This window comes from Bradyrhizobium sp. Unk1 (genome assembly GCF_059512345.1).
Genome location: NZ_JCAMOP010000013.1, coordinates 1 through 16,258, shown reverse-complemented (window position 1 = coordinate 16,258; position 16,258 = coordinate 1). Strand labels below are relative to the sequence as shown.

Sequence of the window (16,258 nt, the reverse complement as noted above, 5' to 3'; positions counted from 1 at the left end):
AAAAAGGTATCAGCGGCCGGAGCCGTCGGCGCAGACGGATCCGATAATGCGGCAAGCTTTGCCAGCCTTGCCGCATTCGTCAAGCGCGGCATCCCTGGCGTGCTGGATGCTGTCGCGCTGGACCAGCGACCAGGATTTGTCGGAAATCGCGAACGCGCCGCAGCGGTTGCCATAGAAGGAGAGCTCGATCGGACATTTGGCGCCGGCGCAATTGCCGCGCGCATCCGCCACCGCGGCGCGCCGCGAGGCGTGGTTCCACGATATGCCCCATTTACTGCTGTCGGGCCCGTACACGATCGAGCCCCACGGCTTCAGATCCTCCATCTTGCGCATCCGCAGCAGCAGGCCTTCGGTTGCTTCGCCCGTCGGCGCCATCGAGATCCGCTGCTGGAGCTTCGTGATCGCGCGGGTCAGTCCATCGGGCGTGTCAGGATCGAAATTGAGCTCGTAAAGCCGCTCGCTCAATTCGCTCAGCAGCGCGGCATCGCGCAGCGGCACGCGATCGGGATCGGCGCGTAGCCGATCCGCCGGCAGCGGATCGGGCTGCATCGCCGCGACCTGCGGCGGCGGGCTTTGCGTCGGCGGCACGAAATAGAAGGTGCCGTCGATCGGCGAGGACGACACCCAGGGCTGCTGCGCGCCTGATGTGGCGCGCTTCACGGCGAGGCCGACCTGGTTGAAGGTCTGGAACACGTCGAGGCCCGCGGTCCTAACCGTCGCCGCCAGCGCCTTGGTGTAGGGGCTGTGGCCGTCGCTGCCATCCTGCGCGACGTTGCCGGGCTGCGTAGCGTAGGAGATCAGCGTGCCCTCCGGCGCGCGCATCGGCGCAAGGCCGCCGTCGGAGGATCGCAGGCCGCGTGAGCCAAACGGGTTGTTGCGGCAGGCGTCGAGGATCACGAGGTTGAGGCGCGTGCCCGATCCCTGCATCTGCCGCAGCACGAGGTTGACGTCGGTCATCTGGAAGTCGACATCGGCCTCGCGCGTCGGATTGGCGCCGACGGGCACGAGATAGTTGGAGCCGGCGACCTGCACGCCGTGGCCGGCATAATAGAACAACGCGACGTCGGCGCCCTGGACCTGCCGGCCAAAGCTCTGCACCGCGATGTCCATCGCGGCCTTGTCGAGATCGAGCTGGGCGCGCCCGCCGACCAGCGTGAAGCCGAGCGCGCCAAGCGTCTCCGCCATCAGGCTCGCGTCCTTGGACGGATTGTCGAGCGGCGTGATGTTCTTGTACGCGGAGTTGCCGACAACGAGCGCAATGCGCTTCTCGGCCGAGGCCGGCGCAGCCGCGACAAGCAGGGCCGCGGCCAGCGCCGCCAGCCCCACGACGCGATTGAAAATCCTCGCGCGCATGAAAACCCCCAAAGCGAAAACTCTTCAAGGCAATGACGCCAATCTACCAGCCCGGCGCCCCGGCGAAAAGCGGTGCGACATTCTGTGCAGGGCAGTCGCCTAGGACTGTTAAAGGCCGTCATGGCCGGGACAAGAGCGGCGTTGACCAAGTGATGGGTTTCGAAAGGGCTCTACCACCCTGCGGACCACGCGCGCATGCTGGAATGACGAGGGATGGATCGGTGTTTTGACACGCGCAGGTGTGACGGGGGCGAGGGCGCGAACGCCTACTTCCACGACCGCGTCAGCATCAGCGCCAGACACCCCAGCGCAGTGCTGATGAGGCCCACCATCGCGTAGGACTGCGCGAACACGCCGGTCTGGATGAAGACCTGGCAGGCGATGGCGATGCAGATTGCGGCCAGCAGTAGGCAGGCGCAGCCGACGATGGTCGACAAATAGCGTATCGCGGTTGCGACGGGCCTTGCTGGTGATGCGGGATCGTTCATGCACGGTTACAACGGCGCGGCCCGCGGCGGGTTCCTCCGCCGCGGCGTGTGCGCAAGACCATCAGGCGCGGGCGCAGCAATCGACGAGTGCGCGCCAGATGCGCTTGACTTCGATGGCCCGCTGCAGCTCAAGGACGTGGTTCTCGCTTGCAGGAGAGGAGATGTCCTTCAGGCGTGATTGACGTGGTGCGATCCAGCGCTCGGATATCGGATCGTACCATTTGCCGAGATTGACCAAGTTCGTGTCTCCTCTCTTCGATCCCCCTGGTTTTGACTATCCCATGCGCCTGTTCGTGGTGTTCTGGGTGATGTTGCCGTGCTCGGCCTGCTCGCGAATGTTCTGCTTCTCGTCGTCGCGATGGCCCTTCGTGGTGTCGAGCGGAACTGACGGCGCGCTGCCGGGACCCTTGTGGCTCTGGTTCTCCTCGGGAACAGGCTTGACCGTTTTCGTCAGCGGCTTCGTCATGGGCTTTGACTCCGTCGTTGCCTCACGAGATGCCAACGCACGGGACATTCGCGACGTTCCAACTGGTGGTCTGATGTGATCGGTGCGGCGGCGACGGGAAGGGCTGTCAGCGAAACCGACGTGTCACCATTGCAAGCACGAAAACAGGCTCGCTTCCGTCAAACACGCTGAGCGTCCAGCTGTCGCCGGGGCGCAGCGCATGCTCGACGTCGCGGGAGAGACGGACCGCTTCGCGCCAGGCGGCATCGTCGTCGAGGAGCGTTTCACCGGTCGTGTCGGTATGAGGTTGCTGGCCCTCGAAATGAAAGAAGTACCGCGGCATGTCGGGCAATGCGGATCACGCGAATATGTTCCGGCTGCGCGGATCGTTCTAGCCCGCCGCGCGTCCCAGCACTTCGCGAAAGTGCTTCTTCACCGCGCCGTTGCAGGTGCAGGCGCTCGTCTCGAGCGCCGGCGCATCGAGAATCAGGATGGCACCGCGGCGGGTCGCGAGGATGCGCCTGGCCTTGAACGTCTGGATGACGCGGCTGGCATAGCTGCGGGAGACGCCGAGCATGCCGGCGAGCTGCTCATGGGTGAGGCGGATTTCGTCGCTGCCGATATGCTCCCGGGCCGCGATGATCCATTTCGCCGCGCGTTGCTCGATCGAATGCGCCGCGTTGCAGGCCGCGGTCTGGAGCAGCTGTGCGAACTGGCAGGCTGCGTAGCGCGAAAAACTCTCGTGCAGGCTGGGCGATCGCTGCTGCGCCTGCTCGAGCGCGCGCAGCGGCAGGCGAACCAGCGTGCCGCCGACCTTCACGACGACGCGGGAAAAGGCCAGCGACGGACTGCGGCCTGCGGAAAGGCCGACCCCGCCCTCGCTGCCCACCAGGAGACTTTCGACCTCGCGGTCATCCTCAACCGGCACCGCGAACGATACGAACGCAGGGCCGCAGGGGAAGTGGACGACGGAGATGCCGTCACCAGCGTGATGCAGAACGTGGTTCGCGGCGACCTCGACCGATTGCAGATGCGGAGCGAGCAGCTCGAAATCCTGGGCGCTGAGCGTTCGCAGCAGATCGTTCCTGGGCCGGCCGGTCACGCTTCTTGTCTCTGGCTCTTCGTTGGGCTGGGAATCGGCGTCTCTGGGAAAAACCCTACGTTTCCGCGCAGGAACCGACAGTTCCAAAGTGAACACAAGTGTTTGCGGGAAACCGAAAAGTTCGCAGCAGCGAGGCGTCGCGCCGTCCAGCGTTGCCCGCAGGACACGCTGCGAACTTTGTTCTCATCCGGAGAACTACGGAATTTCCAAATGAGCCAGCGCGTGTGAGGTGCCGCAGGCCCTTATCGGAGACGGATCTGGCGTTCGGCCGGGCGGCTTTGGGCCACCTGCTTGCGGTAAGCATCGATCGCCTTGTTGGCGAGCACCAACTGCCGGCGCTCACCTTTCCTGACCTGCGCTTCGATGGCATCCAGGATGGTGTTCGCGGTCTCGTCCGGAGGTCCGAGCTCGCCGCTCTGCTCCAGGAAGCTCCAGGCGATGAAGAATGCGCTTTCGACGGTGCAACGAATGGACATGCGCTGCCAACGCGGTGTGGCCGCAGCCGTTCCGCGCGCAGCGACGTGCTTCCAGTGAGCGGGCAGGGTTCGCGCTATTTCAGCGAGGTGCTGATCGAGCCGAATTTCAACTTCAACGACGAGCCGAGATTGTTGATCACGGCGATGATCGCGAGCGCGATGCCGGCTGCGATCAGGCCGTACTCGATCGCAGTAGCGCCGGTTTCATCGGCCAGGAAGGCGGATGGTCTGCATGGCCCCACCAGAATTCCAACGACAAAGCTGGCGAGGACTTTAATTCGCTGCGTGCCGGTTTCCCTATTTGGAACCGGGGCTTGCGTCAATTTCGGGTTAATTCGGCGGAGGAAAACGCGGCGGCGAGACTTCGCCCCGCCGCCAAGCCTGTCTGGATTTTCCCGCGCGTCAGTTCTTCAGCACGATGCGGCCGACGACCTTGCCGGCGCGCAGTTCGTCGATCCATTTCTGGACGTCGCCCATCGGCTCCTCGCGCATCGGCGTCGGCTTGATCTTGCCGGCGCGGGCAAGCGCCATCAGCTCCTGGGCCTCGGTGAGCGTGCCGACCATGAAGCCTTCGATGGTCATGCGCTTGTAGACCCATTGCACCATCGGCAGCGTGAACTGGCCGCCCATCAGGCCGGACACCACGATCTTGCCGCCGCGTGCGGCGACGGCCACCGCAAACGCCATCGATTTCTCGTTGCCGGCGAAGTCGACGATCTCGTCGAAGCCGCCCTCGGTCTCTTTCAGGATGCGCTTGATCACGTCGGGCTCGGACGGATCGTAGGCGCCGGCTGCGCCGTTCTTCAGCGCGGTGTCGCGCGCTGCCGGCGAGAGATCGGCGACCGTGATCGGCTGCTTGAACATCGCCTGCGCAAATGACAGGCCCATCATGCCGACGCCGCCCAGCCCGATCAGCAGCAGATTGCGCTGGCGCGGACGGTCGACCAGGCGCTTGAGCGCGCCATAGGCAGTCACGCCGGAGCACATCAGCGTGGCGGCCTGGTTGACGGGCAGGGGATCGTAGTCGAGCAGGTACTTTGCGTCGGGCACCAACACGTGGGTGGCGAAGCCGCCGTCCATGGAGACGCCGAGGAAGCGCTGTTTCGCACAAAGATTCTCGTCGCCATTGGCGCAGTCGCGGCACTGGCCGCAGCCGATCCACGGGAAGACCGCCTTCTTCGCTCCGACCAGGCCGGCCGGCACGTCAGGGCCGACTTCGTCGACCACGCCCGCGATCTCGTGGCCGAGCGTGAACGGCAGCGTCATGCCGCGCGTGGTGTCGAGCTTCTTGCCGCCGCCGAGATCGGCATAGCCGTCCTGGATGTGCAGGTCGGAATGGCAGAGGCCGCAGCGCTCGATGCGCACCAGCACCTCGCGGCCTTGCGGCTTCGGCGTGTCGACGATGGTCTCGCACAAGGGCGCATCGAACTTGACCAGGGACTGCCGACGCATCAACGCCATATTCCTTCCTCCGAAATTCCTGTTATCCAGCTTGCTTTCGTATATCCGCCAATTCACGCGCCATGGCAACAAAGCCTGATATTGGAATGGTCTCGGCACGCCGCGTCGCATCGACACCTGCGGCCGCGGCAAGGCGAGCGGGATCCGCTTGAAGCGATTTCAGGCTTTGCCGCAGCATTTTTCGGCGCTGCCCGAAAGCGGCGGCTGCAACCTGTTCGAGCAGCTTGCGATCACAAGGCAGGGGCTCTGCGCGCGGCACCAGCCGCACGACGGAGGAGGTGACCTTCGGCGGCGGCACGAAGGCCGACGGCGAAATGTCGAACAGGATTTTTGTCTCGCAGCGCCAGTTGGCGAGCACGCCGAGGCGACCATAGGCCTCCTCGTCCTCGCGCGCGACGATGCGCTCGCCGACCTCGCGCTGGAACATCAGGACCATCATGTCGTACCAGGGCGGCCAGGGGTCGGTCGTGAGCCAGCCGATCAGGAGCTGGGTCGCGATGTTGTAGGGCAGGTTCGCGACGATCTTTGCTCTTTCGCCATTGAGCAGCGGACGCGGGTCGAAGGTCATGGCATCGCCATGCACGATCTCGAGCCGGCCGGGATAGTGCGTGGAAATGTCCTCTAACGCAGGGATCGCGCGCTCGTCATGCTCGATGGCGATGACGCGTTTGGCGCCGAGCGCGAGCAACGCGCGCGTCAACCCGCCCGGGCCGGGACCGATCTCGACGATGGTGGAGTCCTCGAGCGGCGCGGCGGCACGCGCGATGCGCGCGGTGAGATTGAGGTCGAGCAGGAAGTTCTGCCCCAGCGATTTGCGTGCCGACAGTGCGTGCTGGCGAATGACCTCGCGAAGCGGCGGGAGGTCGTCGATCGCGCCCATCAGCTTTGCGCAGCCGCCATGCGGCTTGCGAGCTTGAGCGCAGCGATCAGGCTTGCCGGATTGGCCTTGGCCGTGCCGGCGATGTCGAAGGCGGTGCCGTGATCGGGCGAGGTGCGGATGAAGGGCAGGCCGAGCGTGACATTGACCGCGTCGTCGAAGGCGACCGTCTTGATCGGGATCAGCGCCTGGTCGTGATACATGCAGACCGCGCAGTCATAGGTCGCGCGCGCCGCCTCGTGGAACATGGTGTCGGCAGGGAGCGGTCCCTTCGCCTCGATGCCGTCCTTGCGCAGAACCTTGAGCGCTGGCGCAATCACGGTCTGCTCCTCGTGGCCGATCGAGCCGTCCTCTCCGGCATGCGGGTTGAGGCCGGAGATCGCGATGCGCGGCCTTTCGATGCCGAAGCGGGATTTCAGCTCGGTCGTGACGATGCGCACGGTCGAGACAATGAGCTCGCTGGTGAGCTGGGCCAGCGCATCGCGCAAGGAGACGTGGATGGTCACGGGCACCACGGCGAGCCGCGGCGACCACAGCATCATCACCGGCTGCGGCACGCGGCCGTTCTCTGCGGCAAGCTCGGCGAGGTATTCGGTGTGCCCGGGATGGCGGAAGCCTGAGCGGTAGAGCACGCTCTTGGCGATCGGGTTGGTGACGACGGCGCTGGCGCGGCCTTCACGGACATCGGTGACCGCCTGCCGGATCGAGGTGAGCGCGGCCGGTGCGCTCGCGTCATCGGGCTTGCCGGGCTCGGCTGTCGCACTCTCACCCGTTGCGACCACGGGCAGGGCCTCGGTGAAGGCGGCTGCAGCCTCGCCGGCGCTTACCGAGGCAATCCGGATATCGGCGCCGAGGGCCTTGGCGCGGCGGGCGACGAAGGCCTCGTCGCCGAGCAGATAGAAGGCGGGCAGGTTCAGTTCGCGGCGTCTGAGCCAGGCTGCGATCGTGATGTCGGGGCCGATGCCGGCGGGCTCTCCCAGGGTCAGGGCGAGGGGCTTCGAAGGCTTGATGGAAGGTTCTAAGGCGAAGTTGGCCATCAGCGGTTGCGATATTCGATCATCGCCGCTTTCCGGAGATCATCGAGATAGGCCTTCTGGGTCTTCTCGTATTTCTCCGAATACATCTTCTCGCGGACCTCGCGCTTTTTCGGCGTGTCGATCATGGTCGGCTTGCGCGAGCACAGCACGACCATCTCGATGCCCGCCTTGGTGACCTCCGGCGCGGTCAGGTGGCCGATCTGGGTGTCGTCGAGCACCTTGCGAAGCGCCTCGGGCAGTTCCGCGGTGGTCTTGGTGACGGTGTCGCGGATGGTGGCGTTCGGCGTCGAGCGGAACAGCGAATTGGCTTCCTCGCAGCTTCCGACACGCGAGCGATAGCTCTCGGCTTCCTTCTGCCGCGTCTCCAGGAACGCCGGGGACGAGCCGCGCGGCACGATCAGCACGATCGGCTGCATCTTGTACTCGGTGCCCTCGATCTGGAGCTTGTCGCCGGTCTGGGCCTGCACGGCCTGCGCGACGTCGCGCTCGCCGACCATCAGCTTCTCCTTGAAGCGTCCGCGTACGAGGCTGGTCCAGACCATCTCGGCCTTCATGCGGCCCTTCAGCGTCTCGGGGCGGACGCCCTTGACCTCGAGCGACTTGGTGAGCTGATCCGGCGTGATTCGCATGCGCTGCGCCATGCCCTCGTAGGACTGGTTGATGTCGGAGATGCCGGGGTCGACGCCGTATTTCTTGCCTTCCTTGAGCTTCACCTTGTCGTCGATCAGCTCGTTGATGACGTCCTGGCGGCTGGGGGTCTTCTGCGTGGTCAGCTGGTCGAGCTTGGAGCGCTGCTCGATGTCGAAATCGGTGATCGGGTCGCCGTTGACCATCACGACGATGTTCTGCGCGCGCGACGGCGCGGGCAGGCCGGTGAGGATCAACCCGGCACCGATGGCGAGGAGGAGGCGAAAAACAGGCAATTGGGTCGTCATGATTATCGCTCGCATGTCAGCCGGGATGAGCTCGCTCTCGGGAGAGCCCGGCCGTCATTTCAGACGGTTCATTGGTAGCCGGCGGACGAGCTGGACCCGGTCGAGGTCGCCAGCGTGCGCAGGCCGATCTGGAACATGAACGCGTGGTTCAGCACGGGCGGCGCCGTGCCCGCAGAGTAACTATACGAAGTTACATAGTTCACGCCGAGCACGAAGCAATCGTCGACATAGCCCGCTCCGAGCACATACTGGTTGAGCTTGTTGGCCTCGAGGTCCCAGCGCGCCGAGCCGGTCACCACCCAATTGGCCGCGACCTTGATCGAGCCCGAGGTCAGGATGCCCTCGCGCCGCGTCAGATAGCCGAGCTCCGGCTGCTCGGCGTAATTGCCGTACATCATGCTGACCGACCAGCGATTGAAGTTGGCGCGGCCTTCCGCCTCGAAGCGCTGCACGTTCCAGGTCTGCTCGTCCATGCGGGAGCGGACGCTGAACGTGTAGGTGCTGTTGGGTGAGTAGCTGGCGCTCGCCACGTAATCCGAGCGCGGCTTGTCGAGGCCGGAATCAAGGCCGGTGTTGATGGTGTCCTGGACCGTGTAGGAGTTCAGGCCGAACAGCTGGTAGGACTGGCCGAACAGCACTTTGACGGCGCCGCCCTTGTCGAACTGCGTGGTGGACTGCACGCCGACATTGGCGCGGCCGCCGCCCTCGACGCGGTCGTAACCGGAGAACTTGTCGACGCTGAACAGGTTCGAGGTGTCGAACACCATGCTCTGGGCGTCCTCGTTCGGGAACCTGCCGGCGTAGGTCTCGTTCGGCCGGATGATGATCTGCGCGATCGGCTCGATGGTGGTCGAGCCCCAGGGCTGAACGTTGATGAAGGGATAGCGGTATTCGAGGCCGACCGTCGGCATCAGGCGGAACGCCTGAGTGTCGCCGACCGGCAGGTAGTTCGACACGCCCGGCTGGTTGGAGATCGAGGCGTTGACCGCGTCGGCGCGGAGGATGGCGAACGGCGTCCAGATCTCGCCGAACGGGTCGGTGAAGGACTTGCGCCACTGCGCTTCCGCCGTGAGGCGGGTGTAGGTGCCGGGGACGCCGCGCAGCAGGCACTGCGACGGCGTGCGCGCGAGCGGATCGGCCGACGTCGTCGTGCACAGGCTGGCGGTATTGGCGAGCGTGGTGATCGGATCGAACACCGCGGTGTCACGCGACAGGTTCGTGAAGTTGGTCTTGTAGCTGAACTCGCCGCCGAACACCGGATAGTTGAGCACGTTCGAATAGTCGATCACGGGATAGACGATCGGCACCTGGCTCTGGTTACCCGAATAGCTCAGCCAGTACATCGTGCGCGCATCGAAGAAGCTGCGATTGCCGACGCCGGTCAGATAGAGCTGCGACAATGCGTCGGTCGGCAGATACAGGAACGAGCCCAGCGGATCGCGGTATTGCGACAAGCGGTAGTCCGAGAAGAAGTAGTAGTCGGACATGACGACGCCGTCCCAGCCCCAGACCCACTTGTCGTTCAGCGCGAACTGACCCTTGGTGTCGACGGCGCCGCGGAACTGGCGGTCGCCGGGCTGGCCGGCGAGTGCGCCGGGGTCGAGCTGGTCGATGCCGTAGACGCGGATCTGGTAGGCGCCGTCCATCAGGCGCTGGCGGTACTCGGCCTGGAACAGCACGCCCTGCTTTGAGGTGATGCGCGGGCTGAAGGTCATGTCCATATCGGGTGCGATCGCCCAGTAGAACGGAACTTCGACGCCGTAGCCGAACGGCGTGTTCGACGTGAAGCCCGGCATCAGGAAACCGGTCTTGCGCTTCACGGTCGGGTCGGGCGTCGAGAAATAGGGCATGTAGGCGATCGGCACGCCGAAGAATTCGAGCTGTGCCGTCTCGAAATACAGCATCTTCTCCTGCTGGTCGTGGATGATGCGGGCACCCTTGACCTGCCACAGCGGCGGCTTCTTCGGATCGTCCTTACACGGCGCGCAGGCCGTGTAGACGCCGTTCTCGAACACCGTGTAGTTGCCGCTGGAGCGGTCGGCGCGGCTCGCGGCCATGCGGGTCTGGTCGGCGGTGTCCACGCGCAGCGAATCGACGAAACCGTCGCGGTAGTCGTCGGAGAGATCCAGGATCTCGGCATAGGTGATCTTGCCGTCGGCATCCGTCATGCGGACGTTGCCTTCGGCATGCAGCCGCTTGGTCTTCTGGTCGTAGATGACCTTGTCGGCCTCGACGCTGGTGCCGTTGTAGAACAGCTGGACGTTACCGACCGCGGAGACGCGCGAATTGTTGTAGTCGTAGTCGACCTCGGTCGCCTGAACCAGCATCTGGTTGTCGTTGGCGACCCTCGGCGGCTTCGGACGCGGCGGCAGCGGATTGTAGGTGAAGCTCTGAGCGGAGGCCGGCGTCACGGCGGCAACATCCATCAGCCCGCCGAGCGACGCCACGGCGGCGACAGCCAGCAGGAGCCTGCGAATGGACAAGCCGAATCCGTTCGCGCGCACCACAGTACGCCGCGTCAAGCGAGACACGAGCCCTCGATGGACGGCAGTCACTAACCGTCCTCCTGATACAACAAGGCCAAAAAGCCGGTGAGGCCGCCCACCACCGCGGGCAACCACGCCGCAGCGATCGGATGCATCAACTCAGCCTTGCTCAAGTCTTCAGTCACTTTCGACAGAACGTAGAGCAGAAAGCCTGCGCCCACGCCACTCAAAACCATCTTCTGCACGCCGCCCATCCGGAAGAAGCGCAACGACACCGAAGCCGCCAGCATCACCATAGCGGCCAGCAAAAACGGCTGTGCCAGGAGCTTGTGATACTGGAGTCGATAGCCGGCTGTCGCGAACCCCGAGCTCTCGGAGGAGCGGATGTAGCTCGGTAGTTGCCAAAAAGACACAGTCTCGGGTGTGGAAAAGCTGTTGCGGATCTGGGCTTCGGTCAGCGTCGTCGGAATCTCCAACGTCGCCTGGTCGATCGGCGGCGAATCCAGCGAGAAGCGGCGCACCGATTTGAACTGCCAGTGACCGGATTCCAGCGCCGCCTCGCGCGCCTCGATCCGTTCCTTGAAATGCCAGTCCGTATCGAATCGGAACAGGGTCAGGCCGGTCAGCCGTACGCCCTGCTGCTCGCTGCGCGCCGCGTTGATGATGACCTGGCCGTCATTGGTGACCTGGTTGAGCCAGAAGCCGGAGGCGTCCTGGATGCCGCCGCCGGGGGCCGAGCCGAACAGCTCGGCTTCCATGCGCTTGGACAGCTCGCGCAGGTTCGCCGACATCGGATTGTAGGCGACGGTGGCGATCACCCCGATCAGGAGTGCGCTGCCGAGGGCCGGCGAGATGAATTGCCATGCGGAGATGCCGGCGGCGCGCGCGACCACGAGCTCGAGCCGGCGGGAGAGGGCGAGATAGCAGGTCATGGCGCCGATCAGCATGCAGAACGGCGTCAGCTTCTCGAGCAATTGCGGGACCCGGAACAGCGAAGTCTCGGCCACCATGATCGCGGAGGCGGATGCGAGCCCTGAGGTCTTGCGCACCATCTCGATGTAGTCGACCAGCACCAGCAGCAGGAAGATGCTCGCGAACACGCCGAGCGCCGCGACCACGAAGCGTCCGGCGAAATAGCGCCCGAGGGTGTTGGTGAGCATGCTCATGCGGCGGCCGGCCGTCCGAACAGCCGCGCGATACGCGCGTTCGACCTGTTGATGGCCTCGATGAGGCGGGGCGGCGGCTCGACCACGATGCCGCCGATGATCATCCACAGCCCGACGCCGATGGCGCCCAAAACCATCGCGTATTGGAACAGCACCGGGCCCGGCGACTTCACCGCCATCACCGAGCAGGCGAATCCCGCCATGCGCAGGCCGAACACGGCGATCACGGAGCCGCCGATCGAGAAGTTGCGGCTCTGGCGCGTGGTGCGCGGCGCGCCGAGGAAGGCGAAGGTCAAAACGGCAAAGGCGAAGGGATAGATCGGCGCCAGCAGGCTGTCGTGCAGAGCCGAGCGGAACTGGCCGGGAATCTGCTTGTAGACCGGATCGTCCTCGGACGGGGAGAACAGCTCCCAGAGATAGCGCTCGCGGATGCCGAGGGTGACGTCGTGACCCTGGCCCGAGAACTTCGACATGTCGAAGCCGTAGCGGCCGAACGCCACCAACGCGGGATCGCGCTTGCCGGCCTCGAAGCGCTGGAGATTGCCGTCCTTGAGCACCAGGAACGAGCCGTTGTCGTTCTTCACGACCTCGCCATGCTCGGCGACGATCGAGACGCGCTCGTTGGGATCGCGGCGATCGTCGATGAATATCCCGGCGAGGATGCCGCCGGGCTGGCGTTCGCGGATCCGGATCGTGAGGTTCTTGTCGAGCTGGGCGAAGCGGCCGGGCTGGAGGATGTTGGTGAGCACGTCGGCGGTGATCTCGGCGTCCCACTGCTTGATCCGCCGCATGCCGTCGGGGGCCAGGTAGGCCGCGATGAAGGCGACGAGCAGCGCCACGACACAGGTGGCGTAGAAGAACGGATAGAACAGCCGGAACGGCGAGAAGCCGGCGGCATTCATCACGATGATCTCGGAATCGGTCGCGAGCTTGTTCAGCGTGTGCGAGATCGCGATCATCAGCGCGATCGGCGAGATGATCAGGACCAGCGCCGGCACGACGAGGCTGGTGATGCCGAGGAAGGTCAGGATGGTCTGACCCTGGCTCGTCATCAGGTCGATGCCGCGCAACGCCTGCGTAATCCAGATCACGCCGGTGAGGCTGACCAGGACCATCGCAAACGACGCTAGCGTCGTGCGGAAGATATACCTATCGATTGACCCCATGCGCTACCGCACGAATCCCCACCAGCGCCCCAATGCAGGCCGGAAGTCCGGCTGCCCAACCAATCCCCGATCAGGGGATCCCCAAGGTCGGCCAACCACCTCTACCACCGGCTTACTCTCTCACTACCATCCCTTTGATCCATCAACAAAATGGCTGCCCCGTGGCACCGTCAATATATGGTTAATATTTCCCTCGTTGTGGCCCGGCGGCCACGGGGGTGCTTGGCAGCCACCGGGCCGGTGGCCCATAGTGGGGAAAGTCCAGTGAATCGTCGTTCAGCTCCGGCCCGAGGCCGGGTCCGTCGAGCGGCGAAAAGCCCGATGTTTTGAAGGAGTTACCCATGTCCGATGCCATCAAGGTCGGCTTTGTTCCGTTGTCTGCTGCCGCCCGTGGCATCCTGGTCGTGTTCTGCGACGACACTTTGAAGCTCGGCCCGGCGACGGCCAAGGCGCTCGGCGGCGCCACTGAGCTGGTCAAGCGGGCGGCCTCCGCCGCCGGGTTCAAAGGCAAAAGCGGCGCCGCGCTGGACATCCTGGCACCGGAGGGGGTGAAGGCCACCCGCCTCGTTGTGATCGGCGCCGGCAAGGCGGCGAGCCTGAAGGCGAACGACTTCCTCAAATTCGGCGGCGTGGCGGCGAGCAAGCTTTCGGCCGCGGCCGCTGCCATGACCATCGTCGCGGAACTGCCCAATGGCGCGATGACCAGCGAGCAGGCGGTTGCGATCGCCTCGGGCCTGCGGCTGCGCGCCTACAAGTTCGATCGCTACAAGACGAAAAAGAAAGACGGCGAGGAGGGCGGCTTGCGCGCCGACGTCTCGCTTGCGGTCGGCGATGCCATCGCGGCGAAGAAGGCGTTTGCCTCGGCCGGCCATGTCGTCGACGGCGTGATCATCGCGCGCGACCTCGTCAACGAGCCGCCGAACGTGCTTTTCCCCGAGGAGTTCGCGCGCCGCGCGGCCCTGCTCCGCAAGCTCGGCGTCAAGGTCGAGGTGCTCGATGTCAAGGCGATGGACAAGCTCGGCATGGGCGCGCTGCTCGGTGTCGGCCAGGGCTCGACGCGGCCGAGCCGCACCGTGATCATGCGCTGGGACGGTGGCAAGAAGGGCGAGGCGCCGGTCGCCTTCGTCGGCAAGGGCGTCTGCTTCGACACCGGCGGCATTTCGATCAAGCCGGCCGGCAGCATGGAGGACATGAAGGGTGACATGGGCGGGGCCGCCTGCGTCGTCGGCCTGATGCACGCGCTCGCCGCGCGCAAGGCCAAGGCCAACGTGGTCGGCGCCATCGGCCTCGTCGAGAACATGCCCGACGGCAATGCGCAGCGGCCGGGCGACATCGTCACCTCGATGTCCGGCCAGACCATCGAGATCATCAACACCGACGCCGAAGGCCGCCTCGTGCTGGCCGACGTGCTCTGGTACGTGGCGAAAAAGACCAAGCCGAAATTCATGGTGGATCTGGCGACGCTGACCGGCGCGATCATGGTCGCGCTCGGCACCGAGCATGCCGGCATGTTCTCCAACAATGACGAGCTCGCCGACCGTCTGCTCGCGGCCGGCATCGAGAGCGGGGAGAAGGTCTGGCGCATGCCGCTCGGCCCCGAATACGACAAGCTGATCGATTCCCAGTTCGCCGACATGAAGAACACCGGCGGCCGCCATGGCGGCTCGATCACCGCGGCGCAGTTCCTGCAGCGCTTCGTCGACGGCACTCCCTGGGCGCATCTCGACATCGCCGGCACCGCGATGGGCGCGCCGAAGACCGACATCAACCAGAGTTGGGGAAGCGGCTATGGTGTCCGTTTGCTCGACCGTCTGGTCGCCGACCACTACGAGCGCAAATGATCTGAGATGACCGAAGTGCTTTTCTACCATCTGCAAAACATGACGGTGGAGAGCGTGTTGCCGCCGCTTCTCGAGAAATCGCTCGAGCGCGGCTGGCGCGTCGTGGTGCAGTCGACCTCGCCGGAGCGCGCCGACGCGCTCGACGCGCATTTATGGACCTATCGCGACGATTCCTTCCTGCCGCACGCGACATGGCGCGTGAACGATGCCGCCGATCAGCCGATCGTGCTGGCGATCGAGGAGGACAATCCCAACGGCGCCAATGTCCGCTTCCTGGTCGACAACGCCGCGCTGCCGCAGGACGCGCAGGGCTATGAGCGCATGGTGCTGCTGTTCAACGGCGACGATCCGGACGCGCTGGCGTTTGCCCGGAGCGCCTGGACGGATTGCAAGGCGCGGGGATTTGATGTCACCTATTGGCAGGCCGACGAACGGGGCCGTTGGCAGCGCCGGAATTAGCGATCGTTTCCAATTAATGATAATTTGCACTTTTCGGGCGATGCTGGCTTTTGTCACCTTCGTGCCGCAAAGTGATGTTGGGACAATCGCTTAGGGCCGGTCCTTCATGCGGGGAATTTAGTTTATCGTGCGACATCAAAAGCTTCCCAGCTCGCTCATAGTTGCGTTGGCTGCCGTAGCACCGCTGCTCGCGGGCTGCTCGGGGACCGATCTGTTGTCCAAGGATGCCCAGTGGTTCAACACGCCGAGCCGCCTGTTCATCAAGAGCATCTCAATCGAATCGCCGCCGTTGACCCCCGACAAGCCCGTGACGGCCGGGGATCTGGTCAGCGCCGACGGCGCCTGTCCCGGCATGACGCCGCCCCCCGGGCCGGCTGACGCCAATGCTTCGACGACGGCGCCGGCGCCCATGGGCGGCACGGTCGCGCTCGGTCACACCGAATGCGACGTGGTGCGCGGCATCGGCGCGCCCTCGACCGTCAATCTCTCCAGTGATGCCGCCGGCCGGCGCGTTGCCGTGGTCACCTGGAGCACCGGTCCGCGCGCGGGCATCTACACCTTCACGTCCGGCCGCCTGTCCTCGATCGAGGGCACGCCGGAAGCGCCTGTCATGCCGAAGGCGACCAAGCCGAAGCCGAAGAAGAAGTCGGCGTAAGGCGAACTCTCGTGCCCCGGACGCGCTGCAGCGCCACCAGCGCGTTCACGCGCGTCTTCGACGCGCCATCAGCGCGTTCACGCGCGTCTTCCACGCATTATGCGCTGCTGCGCCGAGCCGAGACCTGGTCTCTCTCGATCCAGTCTCTCTCGGTCATGGGCCCCCGGCTCAGTAGCGCACCACTATCGTGCTGCGCTACGTCCGGGCACGAGAGCAACGATCCAGGTTTGCGTACTCATCTGTGGACGCCCCGCCAGATGCAAGCGGTTTTTGAGGAAGATTGGCACGTAGTCGGATGCTGCCATCTGTCC

Annotated in this window: 18 protein-coding genes; 3 read left to right on the top strand and 15 right to left on the bottom strand. The window is 64.9% G+C overall.

Going from position 1 to position 16,258, the window contains the following annotated elements; genetic code table 11:
- Positions 1-9: 9 nt before the first annotated feature.
- The 15 genes from AC5ZFO_RS18005 to lptF form a co-directional block, all read right to left on the bottom strand.
- A complete protein-coding gene (locus tag AC5ZFO_RS18005; RefSeq protein WP_496122282.1) occupies positions 10-1,353 on the bottom strand; it encodes a caspase family protein in 1,344 nt (447 codons plus the stop codon).
- A gap of 266 nt (positions 1,354-1,619) precedes the next feature.
- The gene (locus AC5ZFO_RS18000; RefSeq protein WP_282522323.1) at positions 1,620-1,841 is read right to left on the bottom strand and encodes a hypothetical protein; all 222 of its coding nucleotides are present in this window, start codon (positions 1,839-1,841) and stop codon (positions 1,620-1,622) included.
- 61 nt (positions 1,842-1,902) lie between these two features.
- Positions 1,903-2,079 carry a hypothetical protein gene (locus tag AC5ZFO_RS17995; protein WP_496122281.1) on the bottom strand — a complete coding sequence of 59 codons (177 nt, stop codon included), beginning with the start codon at positions 2,077-2,079 and terminating at the stop codon, positions 1,903-1,905.
- A 36-nt stretch (positions 2,080-2,115) separates the two neighbouring features.
- Complete coding sequence (locus tag AC5ZFO_RS17990) at positions 2,116-2,307, bottom strand: hypothetical protein (protein WP_282522325.1); 192 nt, start codon at positions 2,305-2,307, stop codon at positions 2,116-2,118.
- A gap of 106 nt (positions 2,308-2,413) precedes the next feature.
- Positions 2,414-2,629, bottom strand: coding sequence for a DUF6894 family protein (locus AC5ZFO_RS17985; protein WP_282522423.1), 216 nt, complete (start codon positions 2,627-2,629; stop codon positions 2,414-2,416).
- Positions 2,630-2,677: 48 nt separating this feature from the next.
- The gene (locus tag AC5ZFO_RS17980) at positions 2,678-3,388 is read right to left on the bottom strand and encodes a Crp/Fnr family transcriptional regulator (RefSeq protein ID WP_282522326.1); all 711 of its coding nucleotides are present in this window, start codon (positions 3,386-3,388) and stop codon (positions 2,678-2,680) included.
- Positions 3,389-3,630: 242 nt separating this feature from the next.
- The gene (locus AC5ZFO_RS17975; RefSeq protein WP_282522327.1) at positions 3,631-3,864 is read right to left on the bottom strand and encodes a hypothetical protein; all 234 of its coding nucleotides are present in this window, start codon (positions 3,862-3,864) and stop codon (positions 3,631-3,633) included.
- Positions 3,865-3,938: 74 nt separating this feature from the next.
- Complete coding sequence (locus AC5ZFO_RS17970) at positions 3,939-4,106, bottom strand: Flp family type IVb pilin (protein WP_282522328.1); 168 nt, start codon at positions 4,104-4,106, stop codon at positions 3,939-3,941.
- Between the two features lie 160 nt (positions 4,107-4,266).
- Positions 4,267-5,325 carry an alcohol dehydrogenase gene (locus tag AC5ZFO_RS17965; RefSeq protein ID WP_282522329.1) on the bottom strand — a complete coding sequence of 353 codons (1,059 nt, stop codon included), beginning with the start codon at positions 5,323-5,325 and terminating at the stop codon, positions 4,267-4,269.
- 22 nt (positions 5,326-5,347) lie between these two features.
- A complete protein-coding gene (gene rsmA, locus AC5ZFO_RS17960) occupies positions 5,348-6,205 on the bottom strand; it encodes a 16S rRNA (adenine(1518)-N(6)/adenine(1519)-N(6))-dimethyltransferase RsmA (RefSeq protein WP_282522330.1) in 858 nt (285 codons plus the stop codon).
- The gene (gene pdxA, locus AC5ZFO_RS17955; RefSeq protein ID WP_496122280.1) at positions 6,205-7,239 is read right to left on the bottom strand and encodes a 4-hydroxythreonine-4-phosphate dehydrogenase PdxA; all 1,035 of its coding nucleotides are present in this window, start codon (positions 7,237-7,239) and stop codon (positions 6,205-6,207) included. The genes rsmA and pdxA overlap by 1 nt, the downstream gene beginning before the upstream one ends.
- Positions 7,239-8,174, bottom strand: coding sequence for a peptidylprolyl isomerase family protein (locus tag AC5ZFO_RS17950; protein WP_282522332.1), 936 nt, complete (start codon positions 8,172-8,174; stop codon positions 7,239-7,241). Before AC5ZFO_RS17950 ends, pdxA begins: the two co-directional genes overlap by 1 nt.
- A 68-nt stretch (positions 8,175-8,242) precedes the next feature.
- Positions 8,243-10,729, bottom strand: a complete 2,487-nt coding sequence (locus AC5ZFO_RS17945) for an LPS-assembly protein LptD (RefSeq protein WP_282522333.1) — start codon at positions 10,727-10,729, stop codon at positions 8,243-8,245.
- Positions 10,729-11,826 carry an LPS export ABC transporter permease LptG gene (lptG, locus tag AC5ZFO_RS17940; RefSeq protein ID WP_282522334.1) on the bottom strand — a complete coding sequence of 366 codons (1,098 nt, stop codon included), beginning with the start codon at positions 11,824-11,826 and terminating at the stop codon, positions 10,729-10,731. The genes AC5ZFO_RS17945 and lptG overlap by 1 nt, the downstream gene beginning before the upstream one ends.
- Positions 11,823-12,992 (bottom strand): LPS export ABC transporter permease LptF, encoded by a 1,170-nt coding sequence (lptF, locus tag AC5ZFO_RS17935; protein ID WP_496122279.1) that lies wholly within the window; start codon positions 12,990-12,992, stop codon positions 11,823-11,825. The genes lptG and lptF overlap by 4 nt, the downstream gene beginning before the upstream one ends.
- A 341-nt stretch (positions 12,993-13,333) precedes the next feature.
- Here lptF and AC5ZFO_RS17930 point away from each other — a divergent pair, with 341 nt between their 5' ends.
- From AC5ZFO_RS17930 to AC5ZFO_RS17920, 3 genes are all read left to right on the top strand, one after another.
- A complete protein-coding gene (locus AC5ZFO_RS17930; protein ID WP_282522336.1) occupies positions 13,334-14,833 on the top strand; it encodes a leucyl aminopeptidase in 1,500 nt (499 codons plus the stop codon).
- Between the two features lie 6 nt (positions 14,834-14,839).
- Complete coding sequence (locus AC5ZFO_RS17925) at positions 14,840-15,292, top strand: DNA polymerase III subunit chi (protein ID WP_282522337.1); 453 nt, start codon at positions 14,840-14,842, stop codon at positions 15,290-15,292.
- Positions 15,293-15,458: 166 nt separating this feature from the next.
- Positions 15,459-15,947 (top strand): hypothetical protein, encoded by a 489-nt coding sequence (locus AC5ZFO_RS17920; protein ID WP_282522338.1) that lies wholly within the window; start codon positions 15,459-15,461, stop codon positions 15,945-15,947.
- The last annotated feature ends 311 nt before the right edge of the window (positions 15,948-16,258 follow it).

Excerpts from the sequence above, each read along its gene's own strand:
- AC5ZFO_RS18005 (WP_496122282.1), bottom strand. The coding sequence starts at position 1,353 with ATGCGCGCGAGGATTTTCAATCGCGTCGTGGGGCTGGCGGCGCTGGCC.
- AC5ZFO_RS18000 (WP_282522323.1), bottom strand. The coding sequence starts at position 1,841 with ATGAACGATCCCGCATCACCAGCAAGGCCCGTCGCAACCGCGATACGC.
- AC5ZFO_RS17990 (WP_282522325.1), bottom strand. The coding sequence starts at position 2,307 with ATGACGAAGCCGCTGACGAAAACGGTCAAGCCTGTTCCCGAGGAGAAC.
- AC5ZFO_RS17985 (WP_282522423.1), bottom strand. The coding sequence starts at position 2,629 with ATGCCGCGGTACTTCTTTCATTTCGAGGGCCAGCAACCTCATACCGAC.
- AC5ZFO_RS17975 (WP_282522327.1), bottom strand. The coding sequence starts at position 3,864 with ATGTCCATTCGTTGCACCGTCGAAAGCGCATTCTTCATCGCCTGGAGC.
- AC5ZFO_RS17965 (WP_282522329.1), bottom strand. The coding sequence starts at position 5,325 with ATGGCGTTGATGCGTCGGCAGTCCCTGGTCAAGTTCGATGCGCCCTTG.
- rsmA (WP_282522330.1), bottom strand. The coding sequence starts at position 6,205 with ATGGGCGCGATCGACGACCTCCCGCCGCTTCGCGAGGTCATTCGCCAG.
- pdxA (WP_496122280.1), bottom strand. The coding sequence starts at position 7,239 with ATGGCCAACTTCGCCTTAGAACCTTCCATCAAGCCTTCGAAGCCCCTC.
- AC5ZFO_RS17950 (WP_282522332.1), bottom strand. The coding sequence starts at position 8,174 with ATGACGACCCAATTGCCTGTTTTTCGCCTCCTCCTCGCCATCGGTGCC.
- lptG (WP_282522334.1), bottom strand. The coding sequence starts at position 11,826 with ATGAGCATGCTCACCAACACCCTCGGGCGCTATTTCGCCGGACGCTTC.
- lptF (WP_496122279.1), bottom strand. The coding sequence starts at position 12,992 with ATGGGGTCAATCGATAGGTATATCTTCCGCACGACGCTAGCGTCGTTT.
- AC5ZFO_RS17930 (WP_282522336.1), top strand. The coding sequence starts at position 13,334 with ATGTCCGATGCCATCAAGGTCGGCTTTGTTCCGTTGTCTGCTGCCGCC.
- AC5ZFO_RS17925 (WP_282522337.1), top strand. The coding sequence starts at position 14,840 with ATGACCGAAGTGCTTTTCTACCATCTGCAAAACATGACGGTGGAGAGC.